This window comes from Aquitalea sp., from assembly GCF_030150775.1.
In the GTDB taxonomy this organism is placed as follows: domain Bacteria; phylum Pseudomonadota; class Gammaproteobacteria; order Burkholderiales; family Chromobacteriaceae; genus Aquitalea; species Aquitalea denitrificans.
In genome coordinates this window covers 1-18,561 of the sequence record NZ_JASLFG010000018.1, presented here as the reverse complement: position 1 = coordinate 18,561, position 18,561 = coordinate 1, and the positions used below count along the sequence as shown (strand labels likewise).

The following is an 18,561-nucleotide window of genomic DNA, read 5'->3' as shown; positions in this document are numbered from 1 at the left end:
GCAATTGCTCGGCAGCGTTGAGCATCGCCGGGTCAAGCTCTGGATTGCCGCGCACCCAGACGGGAACCTCGCCATTCAAGGCGGCAATGCGGGCGTCCTGCGCAGCCCGCGAGGTGTCGATAGGTGGGGGGTTATGCGCGCCACTATCCGCGCGCTCGGCAAATGTCCCAGCGCATGCCGCGACGGCGGAATCAGCGCTTGAGGCGGAATGACTCACTGCGCCACCGCTAGAGCCGGCGGCGCTCGGGCCGACATCCGGGGCAGACGCCGCCGGGGCAGAGGCAGATGCTGCGCTGGTCGGCAATCCGTGGGGCGCTGCCCCGCTGCGCATGGGCGTAGCGCTATCGTCTGTGATAATGGCCGGGGGCATGCTTGGCGGCAGGTAGTTGCCGCCGGACTCCTCTGTTGCGTCAGCGGCCTCGGCCTCATTGTGCAGCCCACGGCGGCGGAGTTCTGCAGTGTCTACTAGGCTCATTACCATGCTTTTTTACCCATAAACAGACTGTGAACGCTCGCTACGATGGCCCAGACGGTCTGCAATTTCAACGCGACTTGCTCCCGCCGTTTTGAGTTCGCGAGCGGCTGCGTGGCGGTATGTGTACGAAGAGACTTGCTCCAGGCCAGCGCGGTCGGCTGCACGGCTGACTCGCTCCCGGAAAGCCTCAACGCTACCTGGGTATGCAATGGTGCGCTGCTCGCGGTTCCCCAGCCAAGCCGCCAGGTCGCGGCCTGCTTGGCTGCTATCTAGGTCAGCGCGGTCAAGTATGATTGAGCGGGATTCAATGCCACGGTCTCGGTCTACTTTAGCACCCCGGATAGTCAGCGTTACGCTGTTCTCGTCCTGGCGGACACGAATCCCGCGAACTTCTGTAGGCCTGCATCCTGTCAACGCGAGAGCCGCGACGGCGGGACGGTCGCTGTCACGTGCTTCACGCTGAACAGCATCGCGCCAGTCAGGCGGCAAGTCAGTAAGCGAGCTGCGTTTGCCGTTGCTGCGCGCAGCGTCTGCGCGCGCCGGCCCGTGGAACGCACTAGAGCGCATCAAGTCAGCAGCTCGGCTGCCGGACGTGGGCGGGTACTTGCGAAGCGCGGCAAGCCCTTCTTTGACCCGGTCGTAAGCCTCGGCCGCCTGTGCATCAGCGCCCGCTCGGCGATGCTTGTCTAAGTCACGAAGCGCGCACTTCAATTCTGCTCGCACAACGTGGACATGTGCTGCACGACGAAACTCGAAAGTGCTCTTGCATGCAGCGTCGTCTGGGCGCTGACCGGTTTCGCGCATCTGGGCAACGGCACGTGCATATCGCGTCGCGGTCGAATCTGAAACATCACGACTATCGAAATCGCGTACAAAGTCGCGGGCTTCACGCACATCCGCCCTTTCTCGGGCGGCTTGCCGTGCGTCTATCCTTGATTCCAGCTGTTCCCGAAGAGTGGAGGCGCGCTCAGTCCAGTGCAAGCCATCTGTACGTGAGCCATCGCCACTCCGGGCGATGTCAAAACGGTTAATACCCCTGGCGGTTTGCGGTGCTGTCATCTGTTTAGCGTTCTTTGTCCGGGCTGCGGGCCACGCGGTCGGCACTCAGGCCCAGGGCGGCTAGCAAGCGGGCAGCAGCATCAGTAAGTGTCTGTGACGGCGCAGGCGACTTTCCGCGAAACTCTTGGTCGGCCGGGCGGGGCTCACGGGATTTTGATTTAGACGGTGTGCGCATTTCAATCTCGAGAAATATGAAGCTGCGCTGCGGATTTTGCGCCAACTTCCGCGAAACGGAGCTTGCGATACACGGTCGTAATCGCGTAATCAACCCCAGCTGCAGACAGCGCCAGCCAGGAACCCGCGAAAATCGGATGCTCGGTGAGCAAGTTATCGAGAAAACGTAGAGCCGACGGAAACCAGAAGTGCAGACCCGCGCTTACCAGAATGCTGAGCGCTGCAACGATGGCGTAAGGCTTGATAATTTGTGAAAGCGTCTGATGCATTGCACACATAGAATAGTCATTGATACAAGCGTATAGAAGCATTCCCTTGTCATGACTCATGCTACAATTGTTAAGTAAAGTTAATTATTAAAACTTAAATTAACAACATTTTTAAGCATGCAAGGGGATTAGGATGCCTACACATATCCGCTCACTGTCATCTGCTATCACATTGGCACTACTTTCTACTACGCCGGTAATGGCGGGTAGCCTGCAAGACCAGACTGAAGTCAAAACCGCAAAAACTGAACTGGTAGTTCCTGGGGCTACCGCCCAGGAAGTAGCCGACCAGATTCGTGATGCACTATCGTCTTGGGCCACCCCCGCTACGTTCAACGCCAGAAGCCTACCGGCTGTACTACCTGCACGCCCAGATAGCCCAGCAGCAGTCCAAAAACAATATGGCAGTATTTCTGTAGTCGAATACCAATGTAGTTCAGCTTACGCTGAAATCGTTAAACGCCCCGCACCGGTAAAGAACCCATTCTTCAGCTCGGCGGAAGTCATTCAGGTATGCGTATATCCCTTCCAGAAAGGTGTCAAGGCGTACGTAATGTACTCCAGCATCAAAAAAACCGAATCCCTCACTAGCGGCCTATTCAACGGTATTGCAAACGCCATCCGGGGCAATGATGTGGAGTGGCTGACCAAACAAATGGCCGGAGTGACCGACGACATTCGCAAGAAGGTGCCCGGCTTGCTGGTCGCCAAAATTGAAGTGCCGGGCACTCAGGCTCAAGAGCCGGACCGCGATGCTGTAGCTGCCGTAATCCCCTCTGAGACTGCTGTGGCACTGTCCCAGGCCGCTCCCGTTCAGCAATCCGGCGCAGTGCCGCAAGGAGGTATGGTCAACAAAATCGAAGCACGGAAAAATCTGACTGCGATGGGTTTTGCCTACCACTCCCAGGAGCAGTTTATTGCAGCCATTCGTCGGCAAGATGATGTGGCCGTGCAGCTGTTCATTGAAGGTGGCGGTGTTGACGTTGCTCTGAAAGACAAGCGAGGTAAAACACCGGTAGATATTGCCAAAGAGATTGGTGCGACAAATCTGCTGCCCATTCTGACCGGCAAGACCAGTGCAGCAGCCCCGATAAATGCTGCTGTGGTGAATGGGTACGACGCGGTGTCATTCAAGCGGCTGTTGGACGAAGCTCAAGCTCAGCTTCCGCCTGATGCCCAAGAAAACGTCAAGAACCAGGTGAATGCTGCCGTAACCCAAGCGCGACTGCAGGGCATCAATTTGTCCAACGACCAACGTGAAGTGTTCCGTCGCCAGGTGCTGTCGATGTACCCGCAGATTTCCGCGCAGGTTAACAAAATCAACCCAGCAACCGGTCGTATGGACTAACTCCATCTGAAATCGATATCGATATTCTTCGGGTTGAGTAAGCGTATCCTCAATCGAGGATCGGCTCAGCCTGAGAATATCCTCACGTTTCAATCCCCCGGGTGGTGAGGCTGAGCCCAGCCCTCCTACATTACAGGATAAGCCTTCACTCAGTTTCACCACCCGAAATACCCCGGTATGGAGCCGCCTCGCCCGCCAGCCGTTCGCGTCACGGGTGCTAGCTTCGCCGCCCGCTCTGATGTCTCAGACGCTTTCCCCCAGTTTCAGATATCCCGCAGCAGCTGGTGGATTGTCCCCGTCCTGCACGCGCGGCTACTCACCGAAGCCTTCCAATCGGGAAAGGCGGCCCTTCCATTCGGCGGCTTGTGCTCGGCGAATGTGTAGCCTCAACGTATAGGCAAGAGGATGGATGATGACAGCGACCGCAATAGACCAATTAGTTATAACAAATCAGTAAAAATAACAATTGATGAAAATAAATTGCAACAAGAGTCGGTTACTGAAGCATCCGTACTATCTCAACATTCATTTTGTTAAATTATTTTAAATAAGATTAAATTAAATTAACATTTGTAAGTTTAATGCCAAAGAAATACAATTGCCAGATGCATATTTTTAATGAATATATGCACACATAAAAACATCACAAAAAAGGAAGAAATTATGTTTGAAATATTTAACATTTTATATGTTGGCACACTTATTCTTCCAAATATCACACTTTATTCTGACGTTAATTATCTTTGGCCCCGCAATCCACCACTTGAAGCAGTAACTGAAATTAGCATGCACCGTGAGTGGTGGAGGGAAGACGGGGACGGAAAGTGTAAGTATGTTGGCCTAGTCGTCCCCTTCAATAGAAGCTGGCCAGAAATAGTCAAGACTAAAAATACCGAGACTACAATACCAGCAGAATCTGATATTAATAAAATTAGCGGACGTGCTTATTTAATTAATCGTAAAGTTTGTTCAGGAAAAGCCGACATTCCAATTTTCAAAGTGGCAACATTACCACATGCCGAATTTTTAACAAAAGCTTCCATGCCAATCCATGCTCAAGATTTACAGGGATTGAAAGATGAAGATAAACCAAAATGGTTACCACAGGTCTTGGAAAGAATTGAGCGAGTTAGCCATCATGATGCAACCGCGAAAGTATTCATGGAATATACCTTAGCAAACATCAAAATTGTCGCCGAAACACAAGAGGCCGCAGCAAAGGCTGAGCTTTCTAATGATGCCAAGGCGCAGAACAAAGGCACAAACAATTGAGAGAATTAAAAGAAAATAATAGTTTAATTTAATAATGCATCAATTTTAGTATTTATTGAAATTGATGCATTATTTTACATCCAAATAAAGGACATAGCATGATAACTAAGAAATGGAATTTCGTCTCAATATCATTGAAAGCATTGATAATAGGAATGTTTTTTTCATCTTCAGCACTATCCGCCCATGCAGAATCTGCCAAAGTAAAGAAGAGAATAAAAGCACCAATCATTAAGAATGCAATGCCACTCAATCAAGAGTTAGGTGTTGCGACTTTAGACATAGTAAATAATGAGCTCTCTGGAAAATACAGTACCAGCCAAATCAGTCCAACCGACTATAGTGATATCCACGAAACAAAAGGAAAGTGTCTTGCAGGGAATACGCTAAAAATAAAAAGCAACACAGCCACTGATGGCTTTGATAAAGCATATTTCTGTTTTGATGATAATAAAAAACTTTCATTTGTCAGAGTATATGTGAATACATCCGGCAATATTCTTGTCAATGATTTATCTTCCAAGTATGAATTAGCACACGACAAATATGACAGATGGCTAAACAGAAGAACAGTTATATTTACGCAAGGGAAAAGTGAAATAATGTACAGCTATAGCCTTGAACGTGGACTGAGTCGATTTGATGACATCCCAATGGTTGACTTTTATATGGGCAATGATATTTAGCATATTTCCTAAAGACCAGGCTATTTATACTAGCCAGTAGTGGCATGGCATACTTTGGATGCTGCTATAGTATGAGTTTATGTGAGCTTATCTATTAATGGCACTTATACAACCATGGGCAGTATCAAATCGATAAGCTCACCTCATTACGAATTGTGGCTGCATTACACGTCAGACAAAGTCGTTAGAAGTTGACAAACAATATTTTCTTGAAAACAAATTCATTAAATTTTTCTTAATGAATAATATCATACATGTACATTACATCACTTGGCATAAAACATCAGACTGAAAGAAACATATGGAGCTCACAATTAATTCAGATATTTTAAAAGAGTTAAGCTCAATTGTCGGCATGATTGGTGGCATGCTAGGTTTTTTTGTTTTTATTGATAACTACATTTTAAAATTCAAACCTATTTTCAATATTTCAAATGCTCTATTCTTCCGCTATGAAGAAAACGAAAATAAACCGGGCATTACTGGAAAATCATTGCAGTCTGTAATAATTAAAATTGAAGCCATCAATAGAAGAAATAAAATTGGCCGAATTGATGACTTTGCAATTAGGATTTATGACTCGAGAGCAACGTCTCCTTTCGAATATATGCTTTATGCTGAGAACTTTCTTAAACAATTGCCAAGCAAAACTTCTGATTTCAATAGCGATGAAATAAGCTCATTTTCTCCAATATCAATTTCAGGAAGGTCGAACACTAACTTTGTGATAGAATTTCAACCTGAAAAATACGGTCGCATTCTTCTAAATCCAGAGGGAAGCTTAAAGCTTGACCTACTCTTCTATCTTCCAGGAAAAGGATGGAAGTCTGTCGGAACATTTTCCCCATACAATTTCAAGCAGTATCGCAATGATGATGATACAAATGGGGTCGTAAAATACTCGTTGCTAGATAATGCGGCTATCAGAGAGAAGGCTTCCAAATCATTAAGAGCGCCAGAGGTAGGTTTCTATAATGGCATTAGCGGAAAGTATATTGGCCTCTACACGAAAACACCTATTTTCTATCTCAGGCAAATAGCCACATATCCTCTAAAGATTTTAGAGTTAGTACATATTCTAATAAAATTACTTAGCAGACATACTTTAGCTAACTTTATGGTACTACCATTAATCGAATCTAAATCTAAGAATCTTCCAAGACTTCAAATCAGCAATCCAAAGGCACATCTTGTAGATGATACAAAATCATCATTAAAGAAGTGTCAAAAAATTATTGAGGAAATATCTATAAAGATAAATTCAAAAGCAGATATAAAAGCTGCAATTAAAATCACAGCCAACCAAGACGGCTTTACCGTACAAAGAGGAAATTTGGCAGTAAAATTCTACCGAAGTGGAGATGGATACATTCGAGTCAATGACACTGGAGGTTATCCGCAAATGTTTAATTTCTCACTGGAGTTGATTGAATACCCACTGGGCATCCGCCTATGGAAAGTAAACAATAAAACCATGACGATAAAATCAGCATGCATTCACATCATGGACTCATTCATCCTTCTTGCTCATTAAAAGCTAAAATATTTAAATAATTTCTTCTCCAATGTTTCTAATTTTGGATTTTTTTATAAAAAATTCAATCAGTTATAAACTCTGACAGCTTATTAACTTATTCGGCCATATAAATTTATTATTTTCCACAGCAATACGAGCATTACTAATATCTAGTAACAAAGTGCATTATAGTTACCCATGAAACAAACCCAAAACGACCGATACTCAGACATGGTTATAACGTCGACTTATGGAAAAACTCTTCAGCTACTACTTTTAGCCGTAAAATATTCAGGTCAATTGAAATTGTTTACTGAGTAATGATGACTTGCTAGTTACCGCTGAGAAATTTTCTGCAGCTAAGCATTGAGCAGCTTGCAACATGGGTAGATTTTGTGGTTTATAGTAGAAGTAGATTGGTACAAAACCAATGACTATTGAAAGTACAAACCAACTTTCAATAAATTAGTAACCAATTGTTTTTTAAGTATTTTTTTTCAAACAGTAGGAGTCCCTCCCTCTCCGCCAGACCAAACAGATAAGCCCTTGAGTAATCAAGGGCTTTTTTGTTTTTCACTTTAGCCAGTATGCCATCAGGTATGCCATTAACTATTTGCTTTCTCGGAACAACATTGCATCATTTTGGCTAGATGATGAGACATAGCTTCAACTGTTAATCCCGGCCACTGGCAACCAAACCAGCGTTTGAGCAGAGGCATCATCTGATAGCAGTGCGCATAGGTACTCTGCCCCAGCGATCTCATTGACGAAACGCACATAAAGCCGATGTACACGGCCTCTGAGCAACTGCATCGACCATCCTGAACGAAGCGGGCTTTAATCCTGATGCGATCGAACGCCAGCTATCGCACGTGGAGACCAACAAGGTGCGTGCCGCCTACAACCGGGCGGAGTACATGGAGAAACGAGTCAAGATGATGGAGTGGTGGGCGAATTTTCTTAGTCAGACAGAAGTAGCAAGCCAGTGAGAACCGCTTCGCTCTGCCCAAAAAGTGAAAGCCGGGCGACTTTGTACAAAGTGGCCCGGCCTTCTTCCCGCCCCATTCCCTAATCAAGACAAGCACTTTTCGGTAGTAGCCAGCTTGCACCACCACCTAGAACAGCATCACTGCCAGATGGTTGTCTTCCTTAAAAAGTTCTCCAAGCGCCGCAGGGGCAAAGTGGCCAGACCGCAGGGCATTAGCAACCGGAGAAACGCTTATGATCACGCATGATCTTTTTACGCGTACTACAGCAGTAGCACCGTTATTTTTGGGGTTGGTTTACAAGACTAACAAACCATCAGATGCTCTTCAACCCCGTCAAGTGGTACACCATGCTCAAGCAAGGCTTTTCTGGCCAACATGCGAATTAACAGCCTATCAGCCAAATAGTCTTTTTGGCCTTCATAAAATTCATTGCCATCAAATGATGCCAATATCTGCTCAACCGAAAGCTGACCGATTGCAAAGCTATAGAAAATGTTTGTATCCGAAAATTTCGTTTGGTGCTTCGGGATAATCGTCCGCTTTTGCCTCACAACGCAAAACTTTCCTGCGCCTTGGTCGTGAATGATGATCCGGCGCTGCGGAACAGCTTTTTTCGGATGCTTTGAGTCCTTGCATTCTGCAGGGTTGCATCGATGGCAGCTCAGATAGGCATCATAGGCATGCAAAAAAACAATCTCACCCTCCACCTTGATTAGCGTGATTTCTGGCTCTTGGTCAGGCACTTCAACCCAACGGTGATAAATCCGAAACGACTTTCTACGCAGTCTAGGGCCATAAATCTCAAGCAATTTTCTTAACTGCTGCTCAGTTGCCTGCTTTGATCCATTTTTCCAATCACTCACAACAGACTGCTGAGTGCGGCATTCCTTGGCAATTTGGGTCTGAGTCCAGCCATCGCGTATTGCCATGTTGATGAGCTGCTTGGTATAGCGATATTTTCTCGATTTCTGTTCCATTGTGCACACTAGCAGGCGAGCTAGCTCGCCTGCTTCTTCTGGTAATGCCGTTACTTCTTGGCTGGTTGCTTTGGCTGTTGATTAGGGTTCAGCTGCTTACCACGGTTACCCTGGTTCTGGTCATAAGTCTTGTTAGTACCCTGAGTGCCTTTGTTGCCATTCTTGATATCTGCACGATGATTCGACATAGCTTGCTCCTGTTGGGGCGTGTTAAGGAGCATTCATTATGAAGAAACCAGCATGTTATGCCATTGATATATCAATGATATATCAGTGATAAATCGTGATATCGGCAGGGCGTGCTCTCAACGTTGCACGCCCTGTACAAATCAGATATCCAGCTTGGGTAGTGCCTTCACGATTTTCATAGTTGCCAGGCTTACCGTAATCACACGCAGGAACAGCTCTAGCGGGTAGCGCGGGTTGTTCATGGTTTCGGTAGCCCAGTCGTTGGCGTCGTTGACGATGCCGCTATCCGGCCCATTTGACAGGACGTTACAGTCCCAAGGCAGCAAGGTCGAATTGATCGGAGTGAGAACTAGCACCACCCTGTTTCGCAATCCAGATCATTACGATGGCGACGTACCACCGCTGCCTGACAGATTTCGTGCTGATGAGCCACATCATCTACCTCACTCCTTAATCACGCACAGAAACAAGTTCAACTGAGATTGTAGCTTTGGTTCCACCTCTGGGGCTGGCAGGGCAACCACTAGGCAGTTGAGCTATCTTCGTATGGCTGATTGGACTCAAAGTCACGTACTACTCAGTACCTGAGTATCTCAGGGGCCATAGTAACAAAAGCAAACCTTAAGTTAACCAAGTCGCTTTCAACTGGACAGACCATTTTCAACACACCAGCAATTGAGATAAGTGGTTTTACTTAAAATTACGCAAACATACACCTGCAAAGCCCGCCAGTACTTGCTTTTGCCAAGCGCTCCGTAAGCCGCACCATCATTACGCACAGGTTAGCGCTACCATCATCTCTTGACCTCAAATCGTTCGTATTTCATCCTTTTTGCATAACACCACAATGATTTAATGCCGTTATGCGTATCGCTTTACCTCGGGGAATCACCGCAGCTGCAGTCTTGTACTCTTCCTTCCTGTCCGCCGCACAAACACCAGACCAGATTTTACGGGATCAGCAGCAACAGCTTGACCTACAGCGACAAGAGCTACTCAAACGTCCCGATATCTTTGCGCCCTTACCCAAGCAAACAGAGCAGGCCCCTACCTCGCTCCCCGCGCAAGGCCCCTGCTTTGAGATTCACCATATTGCATTGCTGAATACCCCTCCAGCCTGGCAAGACTGGATGACACATGCCACTGCGGCAATCCGCGGCCAATGCATGAATGTGCCGAAACTACAAAGTCTGGTGCAAGACCTCACCAATCAGCTGATTGCACGCGGCTTTGTCACTAGCCGGGTTTATCTGCCGGAACAGAATCTCAAAACCGGCACGCTGAGGCTGGCGGTCGTTCCTGGTCGACTGGGGAGCATTCATCTCAAAGACGGCAGTAGCGATCTGTCATTGCGTGCTGCATTTCCGTTGACCTCTGGCGAGATCCTGAATGTCCGGGCACTTGAGCAAGGCCTGGAACAGCTGTCGCGCGCCCGCTCACAGCAGGCAACGATGGAAATCGTTCCAGGAGCAGAGGACGGAATGTCCGATGTCATCATCACCCGCCAGCGCGGCAAACCATGGACCGCCGCATTCAGCTGGGACGATAGCGGCCAGCCTTCAACCGGCGTACAGCAAGGTAATGCCACGCTGGGCATCGACAACGTCATCGGCATCAACGATGCCCTGTCCCTGTCGTGGAGCCAGGAGCTGGGTCAGCTTACAGACCCGCGCACCCGCTCCGATACCTTGTCCTGGGTATTACCCTGGGGGAACTGGACCGGGATGGCTAGCTATAGTGAGTCTGCCTATCACCAGCTGATTCAGGGAAGCAATCAGCTGCTGGTTTCCAGTGGTCACAGTCGTAACACCTTCCTGTCACTCTCCCGCCTCATCGACCGGGATCAGTTCAGTAAAACCGAGATAGCCCTGCAACTGACACGCAAGGCTTCACGCAGTTTTATTGCCGATGCTGAAATCCTCAACCAGCGACGTGACCTGACCGCACTTGGCCTGGAATTGTCCCACCGTCGCCAGTGGAACAGCTGGCAGCTGGATGGTGCACTGGCTTACAGCCGGGAGCTGGGACTCTGGGGCGCAATGCCCAATACCCTGGCCGCACAAAGTGGCCCCAGTGCCCGCGCCGAAATCTGGACTGCACACCTGAATATCTCCTCCCCTTTCAAACTGGGTCAGCAGAATCTGCGCTGGAGCAGTGAGTGGCGTGGGCAGTACAGCCCGAACCTGCTGATGGGCTCTGAGCAGTTCAGCATTGGCAGCCGTTATACCGTTCGCGGTTTCAATACCACCAGCCTGACAGGTCAAAGTGGCTGGGTATTACGCAACGAACTGGGCTGGGCCTTGCTACCACCTACAAGTCATGGCCGCACGCTTGATATCTTTGCTGGCCTGGATGTCGGCCAGGTAGCCCGCCAAACCGGCAGCAGTTGGGATACCAATACCCTATCAGGCTGGGCTGCTGGCCTGCGCGCTACCCTGTGCCCTGGTTTTACTGCCGAACTGAGCCATGAGCGTGCCCTTCATCAACCGACCGGTTGGAACCGCCCCGCCATTACCCATTTCCGCCTTGCCATGCAGTACTGATCCGGCACATTGAATTTTGGTAATTGACCATGAATAAAACCTGCTATCGCATTATCTTCAACAAGTCACGCCAACAATTGATGGCCGTTGCAGAAATCGTATCTGGACAAGGAAAGAACGGGACACGCAAGGGATGCGAAACCCGTAATCCATTGCCAGCGAGCGGTATACATGGAGGTGGACTGCTGTTCAAGGCGGTTGCCATTTTCACCCTGATGAGCCTGGGTGCTGCCAGCTTTGCTGCCGATATCGTTGCTGCCCCCAATGCTACCGCGGGCAAACAGCCAACCGTGATACCAGCCCCTAGCGGAATCCCTGTTGTCCAGATTGCAGCCCCCACCGCAGCCGGGGTGTCGCACAACCAGTACCAGCAATTCAATGTACCGACTGGTGGAGCCATTCTCAACAATGCCCCACAGCCAACAAGCACCCAGTTGGCCGGTTATATCGACGGTAACCGCAATCTGGCTGGCGGCCCTGCCAGGATCATCCTGAACGAGGTCACGGCACCCAATCCTTCACAGTTACGCGGCATGCTGGAAGTGGCAGGGCAAAAAGCTGAAGTCATCATTGCCAATCCATGGGGAATCAGTGTTGGCGGTGGTGCCGGTTTCATCAATACCAGCCAGGCCACCTTGACCACGGGCACACCTGTGCTAAGTAACGGCGCACTGACCGGCTACCAGGTTCGCGGTGGAAGCGTCAGCATTGATGGCACCGCAGATGTCAGCAATCTCGACAGCTTTACCATTTTGAGTCGTGCCTTGCAGGTGAATGCCGGCTTGTATGCCAGCAAGCTCAATGTGGTGCTGGGCAGCAACCTGATCAGCAAGGATACGCTGCAGGCAACGCCGATATCTGGCGACAACAACGCGCCGGCATTGGCACTGGATGTTGCCCAGTTAGGCGGCATGTACGCCGGGGTCATCAAGCTGGTGGGAACCGAAGCGGGTGTTGGCGTGAATAGCCGGGGTCAACTGATTGCCAGCCAGGGTATGCAGTTGAACAGCGCGGGCGACCTCACACTGTCTGGCAGCACCAGCGCCCAAGGCGATCTCCAGTTACAGGCGGCAGGACTGCTGGATAACAGCGGCACCACCAGCACAACCGGCAATCTGTCCGCCACCGCGGGTGGGCAAGCCCTGTTGAACGGCACACTGAGTGCCGGCAACAATCTGGCCGTGGTTGCGGCTACGGTCAACGGGAACGGCACAGCAGCCTCTGGTGTACAACCCGACGGCACACTGTCAGGCAGTGGCAGCCTGTCCATCACCGCCAGCCAGCAATTTATGCATAGTGGCCGCTTGCTGGCAGCCGGCAATACCTCCTTGCAGGGCAGCAGCCTGACTCTGGATCACGCTACGGTCAGCAGTTTGAATGGCAACGCGGCGCTCAACAGCCAAGATGATATCTCAACCCAATCGGCAACCGTTAGTGCTGGAAATACACTGACACTGCAGACCGCCACCATGCTGAACAATCAGCAAGGTGTAATGTCAGCCCGGCAATTCGATGTCCAGGCTGGCAGTGTCAACAACCAGCAAGGCAAACTGCTGGCACTGGGCAATACCGGGAATAGTCAGCTCACGGTGACACAAGCCGTGGACAACAGTGTCGGGGGGCAAATCGGCAGTAATGGGCAACTGACGGTCAGCAGCGCATCACTCAACAACAACACCGGGACACTGACCAGCGCGGCGGCGCTCTCCGTCAGCAGTACGGGTGCCATCGATAACCGGCAAGGCACACTTGCTGCCAATGCCTTGGCCGTACATGCGGCCAGCCTGAATAACCAGGGCGGCAAGATTGCCCAGCTTGGCACGGGTCAGGCCACCATCAACACGGGTAACGGGCTCTTGGACAATAGCCAGCATGGCACACTGCTCAGCAATGGCAGTTTGATGGCCAGTACCGGCAGCCTGACAAACGATGATGGTGTACTGGGCGCACAGGGTGATGTCCAACTGAGCACCCAGCAAGGGCTCAGCAATGTGGGCGGGACTATTGCCAGCCAGCAGCAACTGACGATTCAGGCCGGCAGCATCAATAACAGCCAGGGCCTGCTACAGGCCGGCAGTACCCTGAACCTGCAGGCGCAATCGCTCAGCAATAGCCAGGGCAATATCAAGGCCCTGGGGAGCGGACAAAGCCAGCTAACCTTGCAAGGCGCAGTACAGAACGACGGTACGGTCAGCAGCAACGGCATGCTGTCCCTGACTGCCGCCAGCCTGGACAACACCCATGGCAGCATCTCGACCCAGAATAACCTCGCCATTACCACCGGGCAGCTGTCCGGCATCGGCACACTGGAGTCCGGCAATGACCTGTCGCTGAGCCTGCAATCCGACTTCAGCAATGCCAGCGGCAGCACCATCCTTGCCAACCGCAATCTCAGCATCAGCACCAGTGGTGACATCAGCAATGCCGGCGCTTTGCAGGCGGCCAACAATCTCACTCTGAACAGCCAGACCTTGCACAACAGCGGTGTGATGCAGGCCAATGGCACACTTGCCTCTACCCAAACACAATCTGCCAGCAATAGCGCCAGCGGGGTCATTGCCGGTCAAACCGTCAACCTGACAGCCCCGACCCAGACCAACCAGGGCCTGATTACCGGCCAGGCTCTTACCCTGCAAGGTGCTGACCTGGTCAACGACGGCAGCACCGCAGCCATTGCCTCCACCGGCAATCTCTCCCTGCAATTGACCAACAGCATCAACAATACCAATGGGGCGCTGATTACGGCTGAGCAAGACCTGGCCATTGGCAATGCCCCCCAACCCGTCAACCTGCTGAACAACAATCAGTCCACCATTAAGGCCGGCGGCAATGCGACGGTATACGCGACGACGTTCACCAATGCATCTAATCCGGTGACGGTGACACAGAGTTCAACGAGCAGTAGCAAATCTCAAACGACGCTAGGACTGCCCTCTGCTTGTTCACAATGGAACGAATCCATTTCGACCAATGACCAAGGGGACAGTAACTATTATTGCGGCTCTTCTTTTAGATATATCGGGCAACTTGGTTTCAGCAATGGAACGCATGTTGACAGCTGGCAAACCTATTCAACCCATACAAATGCAAAGGGAGATTTAGTTACCTCCACAGCTTACCATTACGAAAAATTCACCTTTATACAAGATGATCCAAGCAGTAAAACGCTAACCGTACGACTAGATACACTGACGACATCATCCAGTAATGGTAGCAGTTGGGTTTTTGCCAACTGGAGCAATCCTGACGACCCAATCTGGAGCAATCGGACAGTCCAGATTCAAAATAGGGTCACCCCCTTGACCACCACCCAGACCATTGCCTATTTCAGTCAGTCTGGATCGGGTTATCAATACATCCCAGGATATAATCCGGCAGGCAATCTCCTATCTTACGACCTGCAAAGCGGGGGCTCCTCCGGCGTATTTGTCATGACACCTGGGCAAATTAATACGATAAATGGTCTCAGCGATGTTAATGGTGCACCGACAGCCTACCCTGTAACGGGTAACGGATTATCCTTCTCAGCAGGCGCGCTTATTATTTCAGGTAGAGATACCGTCGCTCAGGTCAACGAAATCAGCCGGTTGACAAACACCACCGTGACCACCGACCAGGCCAGCGGCACCGCCAATCCCGCCCAGCTCCTGGTTGGCGGCGACCTCAGTCTCAATGCACAAAGTGTCACCAATCAGTACAGCACCATTGCTGCTGGCAACAATCTGGATGTAAAAGCCGGAACCGCCGTCAACAATATTGGCCAGAGCCTGAATCAGACCACCGTTGCCGACATCACCAGTACCTTCAGCACCAGCGGGGATACTTTTAGCGGCTCGCGCTACCAGACCAATAGGCGCGACACCACGGTACAGCAAATCGGTAGTCTGGATGCCATTTTTGCGGGCAATCAAACCGTTACCATCTCCGCACCCAGCATCAATAACAGCACCATCCATCCGGCCAATATTGCCGCCAGCAATGGCAGTGCACCGCCAGCGGCCAGCAACACACAGGCGCTGGTTGGCAACCCAGTAAGCGGCAGCTTCCAACTGCCAAGTGGCGGTCTGTTCCATACCGCCACAGCGCCGGGGCAGCACTATCTGGTAGAGACCGACCCACGCTTTACCCGGTACGCCAGCTTTATCTCATCCGACTACATGCTCAGCCGGCTGGGATACGACCCCAACATCATCCAGAAGCGGCTGGGGGATGGTTATTACGAACAGCAACTGGTCAGCCAGACCATTACCAAGCTGACCGGACAGCGCTTCCTGACTGGTGACACGTCCGCCACCCAGCAATATCAGGCGCTGATGAATAATGGTGTCCAAGTCGCACAGCAGTTCCAGTTAAGCCCTGGCATTGCCTTATCTGCCGAACAAATCGCCAGACTGACCCAGCCTATCGTGTGGCTGGTTACCCAGCATGTTGATGGCCAGGATGTACTGGTGCCCACCGTCTACCTGCCGGGCAGCACGCCTAGCATGGCAGGACAAGGCGCAGTCATCGGCGGCACCACGATGCTGCTGTCAGCCAATGGCAGCCTGAGCAATAGCGGCACCCTGCAAACCACAGGCGGCGTACTCGCAGCACAAGCACAGAACATTGCCATTAATAGCGGGGTGGTCAAATCAGACAATGCCATCACACTGCAGGCCAGCCAGAACCTGACCCTGGCCTCCTCTGCCGATCAACTGGGGCGCACCGCTACCGTCAGCGGCGGCTCTGCCCTGCTGCAAGCTGGAAACGACCTCACCGTCAGTGCCGCCAAGGTAAAAACTACTGGTGATGCCACTCTCACCGCAGGGCAGAATCTCAACATCACCGGCACACAGACGACGCAGCAGCTCGGCACCTACTACGCAGGCAGCAGCTGGTCGCAAACCAAAACCAATACCGTCGCCAGCACTATTGATACCGGGGGCAATCTGCAACTGGCAGCCGGTAATGACATGAACCTGAAAGCGTCGGCAGTCACCAGTGGCGGTAATCTGGTTGCGGCTGCCAGCAATACCCTGAATGTCCAAAGCACCACCGACACGACCCAGCAGCAGATGAATGGTAGAAGCACCGGCTTTACCAACCGGACAGATACACTCAACAGCGCCAGCCTGACTGCCAAGGGGGATACCACTCTGGCAGCAGGACAATCCTTGAACCTGACTGCTGCGCAGGTACAGGGTAGTGGTCAGACCTCCCTGCAGGCAGGCCAGGACATTAATCTCAACGCACTCGCCACTACCCAGGCTAGCAGTAACTACCGGCAAAACTACGAACATCGCCAAAGCGACACCGCGCAAAATGGCAGCACCCTAGCTGGTGACAATGGCCTGACCATCGTAGCCGGGCAGGATATCAAGACACAGGGCGCGCTATTGAATAGCACGCAGGGCACCGCCACCCTGGCCGCCGGGCGCGACCTGCAGCTTGGCACATCGGAATCCGCCCATAGCGACTACACCAAGGTAGTCACCCACAAGAGCGGCTTCTTCAGCAGCAGTACCACCACCGACATCAGCAGCCATGACAGCACCACGCTGAACAGCACCCAGCTTGGCGCCAATCAAGTGAACTTGCAGGCAGGACGCGACGTGGTGGTCACCGCCTCCAACGTCAATGCCACCGGAGCATTGAATGCCACCGCCCAGCGGGATATCGATCTGCAGGCACAAATCCGCAAGGATGCCTCCAGCTATTTCCATCAGGAACAAAAATCCGGCCTTTCCGCCAGCTTGCTGACGGGCATCCAGTTTGGCAGCAGCCAATCGCAGGAAAGTGATAAATCCAGGGCGTCATTGCAAACTGGTAGTACCTTGAGTGGCCAGAATGTCACCCTGCTTGCCGGGAGAGATGCTGGCGCCAGCGCCGCTACCGTACTGGCCGACCAAAACCTGCAAGTGCAAGCCGGCCGGAACGTCAACATCCTGGCCGCCACCAACACACTGGAAACCACACACCAGGCCAGCTCCAGCAGCAGCGCATTCGGCTTGCTGCCAGGAGCTGCCCCTCGCTGGACACTGTTTGGAGCCACCTCCAGCAAAGAAAATGGCACCCAGACCAGTACCACCCAAAGCACCAGCCTGCTTAGCGCCAATAGCGGCAATCTGACCGTGCTGGCCGGGGCTGACAACCAATACACCGGAACGGGCCAGGGCAATCTGCTCAGCCAAGGAGCCAACCTGCAAGCCAAGCAAACCGCCACCCTGCAAGGCAATGCCGTCACCCTGGACGCCATCAGCAATCAGGACAACAACCAATACCATCAGGAAACCAAGAGCTTCACCATCGGCAGCCAGTTGTCTGGCACCGTAGGTAGCGTCATCACCAGTGTTTACGACGCTGCCCAGGCCGCGCGCAATACCTCCAACGACCGTCTGCAAGGCGCACTGGCCCTCAAGGCTGGCTACGATGCTTACAAGCTGATGAATGGAGGGGCTGCCAAAGCACTGCAAGATCAAGCCGCCGCCAATATCAAAGACAGCGCTAACAATGCCAGTCGTGGCAATGCATCGGCTTTCGGTGTCAGTACCACGGTCGGTAGCAACAGCAGCAGCCAGGACAGCAGCAGTAGCAGCACCACCCAGCGCGGCACCATCGTCCAGGCCGATACCCTCAACATCACCGCCACCGATGGTAACCTCAGTGCCACCGGGGCCAAGCTGCAAGCTACCGGTATCAACCTGTCCGCCAGCAAGGACATCCTGCTGCAAGCGGCCACCAACACCGCCGAAGTTCACAACAAGAACGAATCCAGCAATGCCAGTGCCGGTGCCACCTTCGGCTTCGGTCAGCAAAACGGTATTAGCTTCCAGGTGGGCGTCGGCCAAAGCCAGGGCGTGGCCAATGGTAGTGAAACCACCTACGACAACACCCTGGTCACCGCCAGCAATCAGCTGAACCTGCACAGCGGCAATGACACTACGCTGTTTGGCGCACAGCTGGCCGGCAAAACAGTCAATGCCGACGTCGGCGGCAAACTGGCCATCACCACCCTGCAAGACCAAAGCCAGTACGAAAGCCACCAGTCCTCCAGCGGCTTCGACATCAGCGTCTGCGTGCCACCC

Annotated in this window: 10 protein-coding genes; 6 read left to right on the top strand and 4 right to left on the bottom strand. The window is 51.7% G+C overall.

Going from position 1 to position 18,561, the window contains the following annotated elements:
* Nucleotides 1–487 precede the first annotated feature (487 nt).
* A complete protein-coding gene (locus tag QVF59_RS20830; RefSeq protein ID WP_353851331.1) occupies nt 488–1,042 on the bottom strand; it encodes a tyrosine-type recombinase/integrase in 555 nt (184 codons plus the stop codon).
* A 668-nt stretch (nt 1,043–1,710) separates the two neighbouring features.
* Nucleotides 1,711–2,037 (bottom strand): hypothetical protein, encoded by a 327-nt coding sequence (locus QVF59_RS06130; protein ID WP_287878079.1) that lies wholly within the window; start codon nt 2,035–2,037, stop codon nt 1,711–1,713.
* 73 nt (nt 2,038–2,110) lie between these two features.
* Between QVF59_RS06130 and QVF59_RS06125 the strand changes: the two genes are divergently transcribed.
* The 4 genes from QVF59_RS06125 (at nt 2,111) to QVF59_RS06110 (ending at nt 6,817) form a co-directional block, all read left to right on the top strand.
* Complete coding sequence (locus QVF59_RS06125; protein WP_287878077.1) at nt 2,111–3,325, top strand: ankyrin repeat domain-containing protein; 1,215 nt, start codon at nt 2,111–2,113, stop codon at nt 3,323–3,325.
* Nucleotides 3,326–3,988: 663 nt separating this feature from the next.
* A complete protein-coding gene (locus QVF59_RS06120; RefSeq protein ID WP_287878076.1) occupies nt 3,989–4,597 on the top strand; it encodes a hypothetical protein in 609 nt (202 codons plus the stop codon).
* Nucleotides 4,598–4,695: 98 nt separating this feature from the next.
* Nucleotides 4,696–5,283, top strand: coding sequence for a hypothetical protein (locus tag QVF59_RS06115; protein ID WP_287878075.1), 588 nt, complete (start codon nt 4,696–4,698; stop codon nt 5,281–5,283).
* A gap of 301 nt (nt 5,284–5,584) precedes the next feature.
* Entirely contained in the window at nt 5,585–6,817 is a 1,233-nt protein-coding gene (locus tag QVF59_RS06110; RefSeq protein WP_287878074.1) for a hypothetical protein, read from the top strand.
* A gap of 1,273 nt (nt 6,818–8,090) precedes the next feature.
* Here QVF59_RS06110 and QVF59_RS06105 read toward each other — a convergent pair.
* Both QVF59_RS06105 and QVF59_RS06100 read right to left on the bottom strand, forming a co-directional pair.
* Nucleotides 8,091–8,765: a helix-turn-helix domain-containing protein gene (locus QVF59_RS06105; RefSeq protein ID WP_287878073.1), complete on the bottom strand. Its 675-nt coding sequence runs from the start codon at nt 8,763–8,765 to the stop codon at nt 8,091–8,093.
* A 329-nt stretch (nt 8,766–9,094) separates the two neighbouring features.
* The gene (locus tag QVF59_RS06100) at nt 9,095–9,310 is read right to left on the bottom strand and encodes a hypothetical protein (RefSeq protein ID WP_287878072.1); all 216 of its coding nucleotides are present in this window, start codon (nt 9,308–9,310) and stop codon (nt 9,095–9,097) included.
* Between the two features lie 507 nt (nt 9,311–9,817).
* Between QVF59_RS06100 and QVF59_RS06095 the strand changes: the two genes are divergently transcribed.
* A complete protein-coding gene (locus QVF59_RS06095) occupies nt 9,818–11,497 on the top strand; it encodes a ShlB/FhaC/HecB family hemolysin secretion/activation protein (RefSeq protein WP_287878070.1) in 1,680 nt (559 codons plus the stop codon).
* A gap of 29 nt (nt 11,498–11,526) precedes the next feature.
* Nucleotides 11,527–18,561 (top strand): hemagglutinin repeat-containing protein (locus tag QVF59_RS06090; protein ID WP_287878069.1); only part of this gene is annotated, 7,035 nt, incomplete at its 3' end.

Bases quoted from the DNA above. Each gene is read 5' to 3' on its own strand.
- QVF59_RS20830 (WP_353851331.1), bottom strand. From the start codon at position 1,042: ATGCGCTCTAGTGCGTTCCACGGGCCGGCGCGCGCAGACGCTGCGCGC.
- QVF59_RS06130 (WP_287878079.1), bottom strand. From the start codon at position 2,037: ATGAGTCATGACAAGGGAATGCTTCTATACGCTTGTATCAATGACTAT.
- QVF59_RS06125 (WP_287878077.1), top strand. From the start codon at position 2,111: ATGCCTACACATATCCGCTCACTGTCATCTGCTATCACATTGGCACTA.
- QVF59_RS06120 (WP_287878076.1), top strand. From the start codon at position 3,989: ATGTTTGAAATATTTAACATTTTATATGTTGGCACACTTATTCTTCCA.
- QVF59_RS06115 (WP_287878075.1), top strand. From the start codon at position 4,696: ATGATAACTAAGAAATGGAATTTCGTCTCAATATCATTGAAAGCATTG.
- QVF59_RS06110 (WP_287878074.1), top strand. From the start codon at position 5,585: ATGGAGCTCACAATTAATTCAGATATTTTAAAAGAGTTAAGCTCAATT.
- QVF59_RS06105 (WP_287878073.1), bottom strand. From the start codon at position 8,765: ATGGAACAGAAATCGAGAAAATATCGCTATACCAAGCAGCTCATCAAC.
- QVF59_RS06095 (WP_287878070.1), top strand. From the start codon at position 9,818: ATGCGTATCGCTTTACCTCGGGGAATCACCGCAGCTGCAGTCTTGTAC.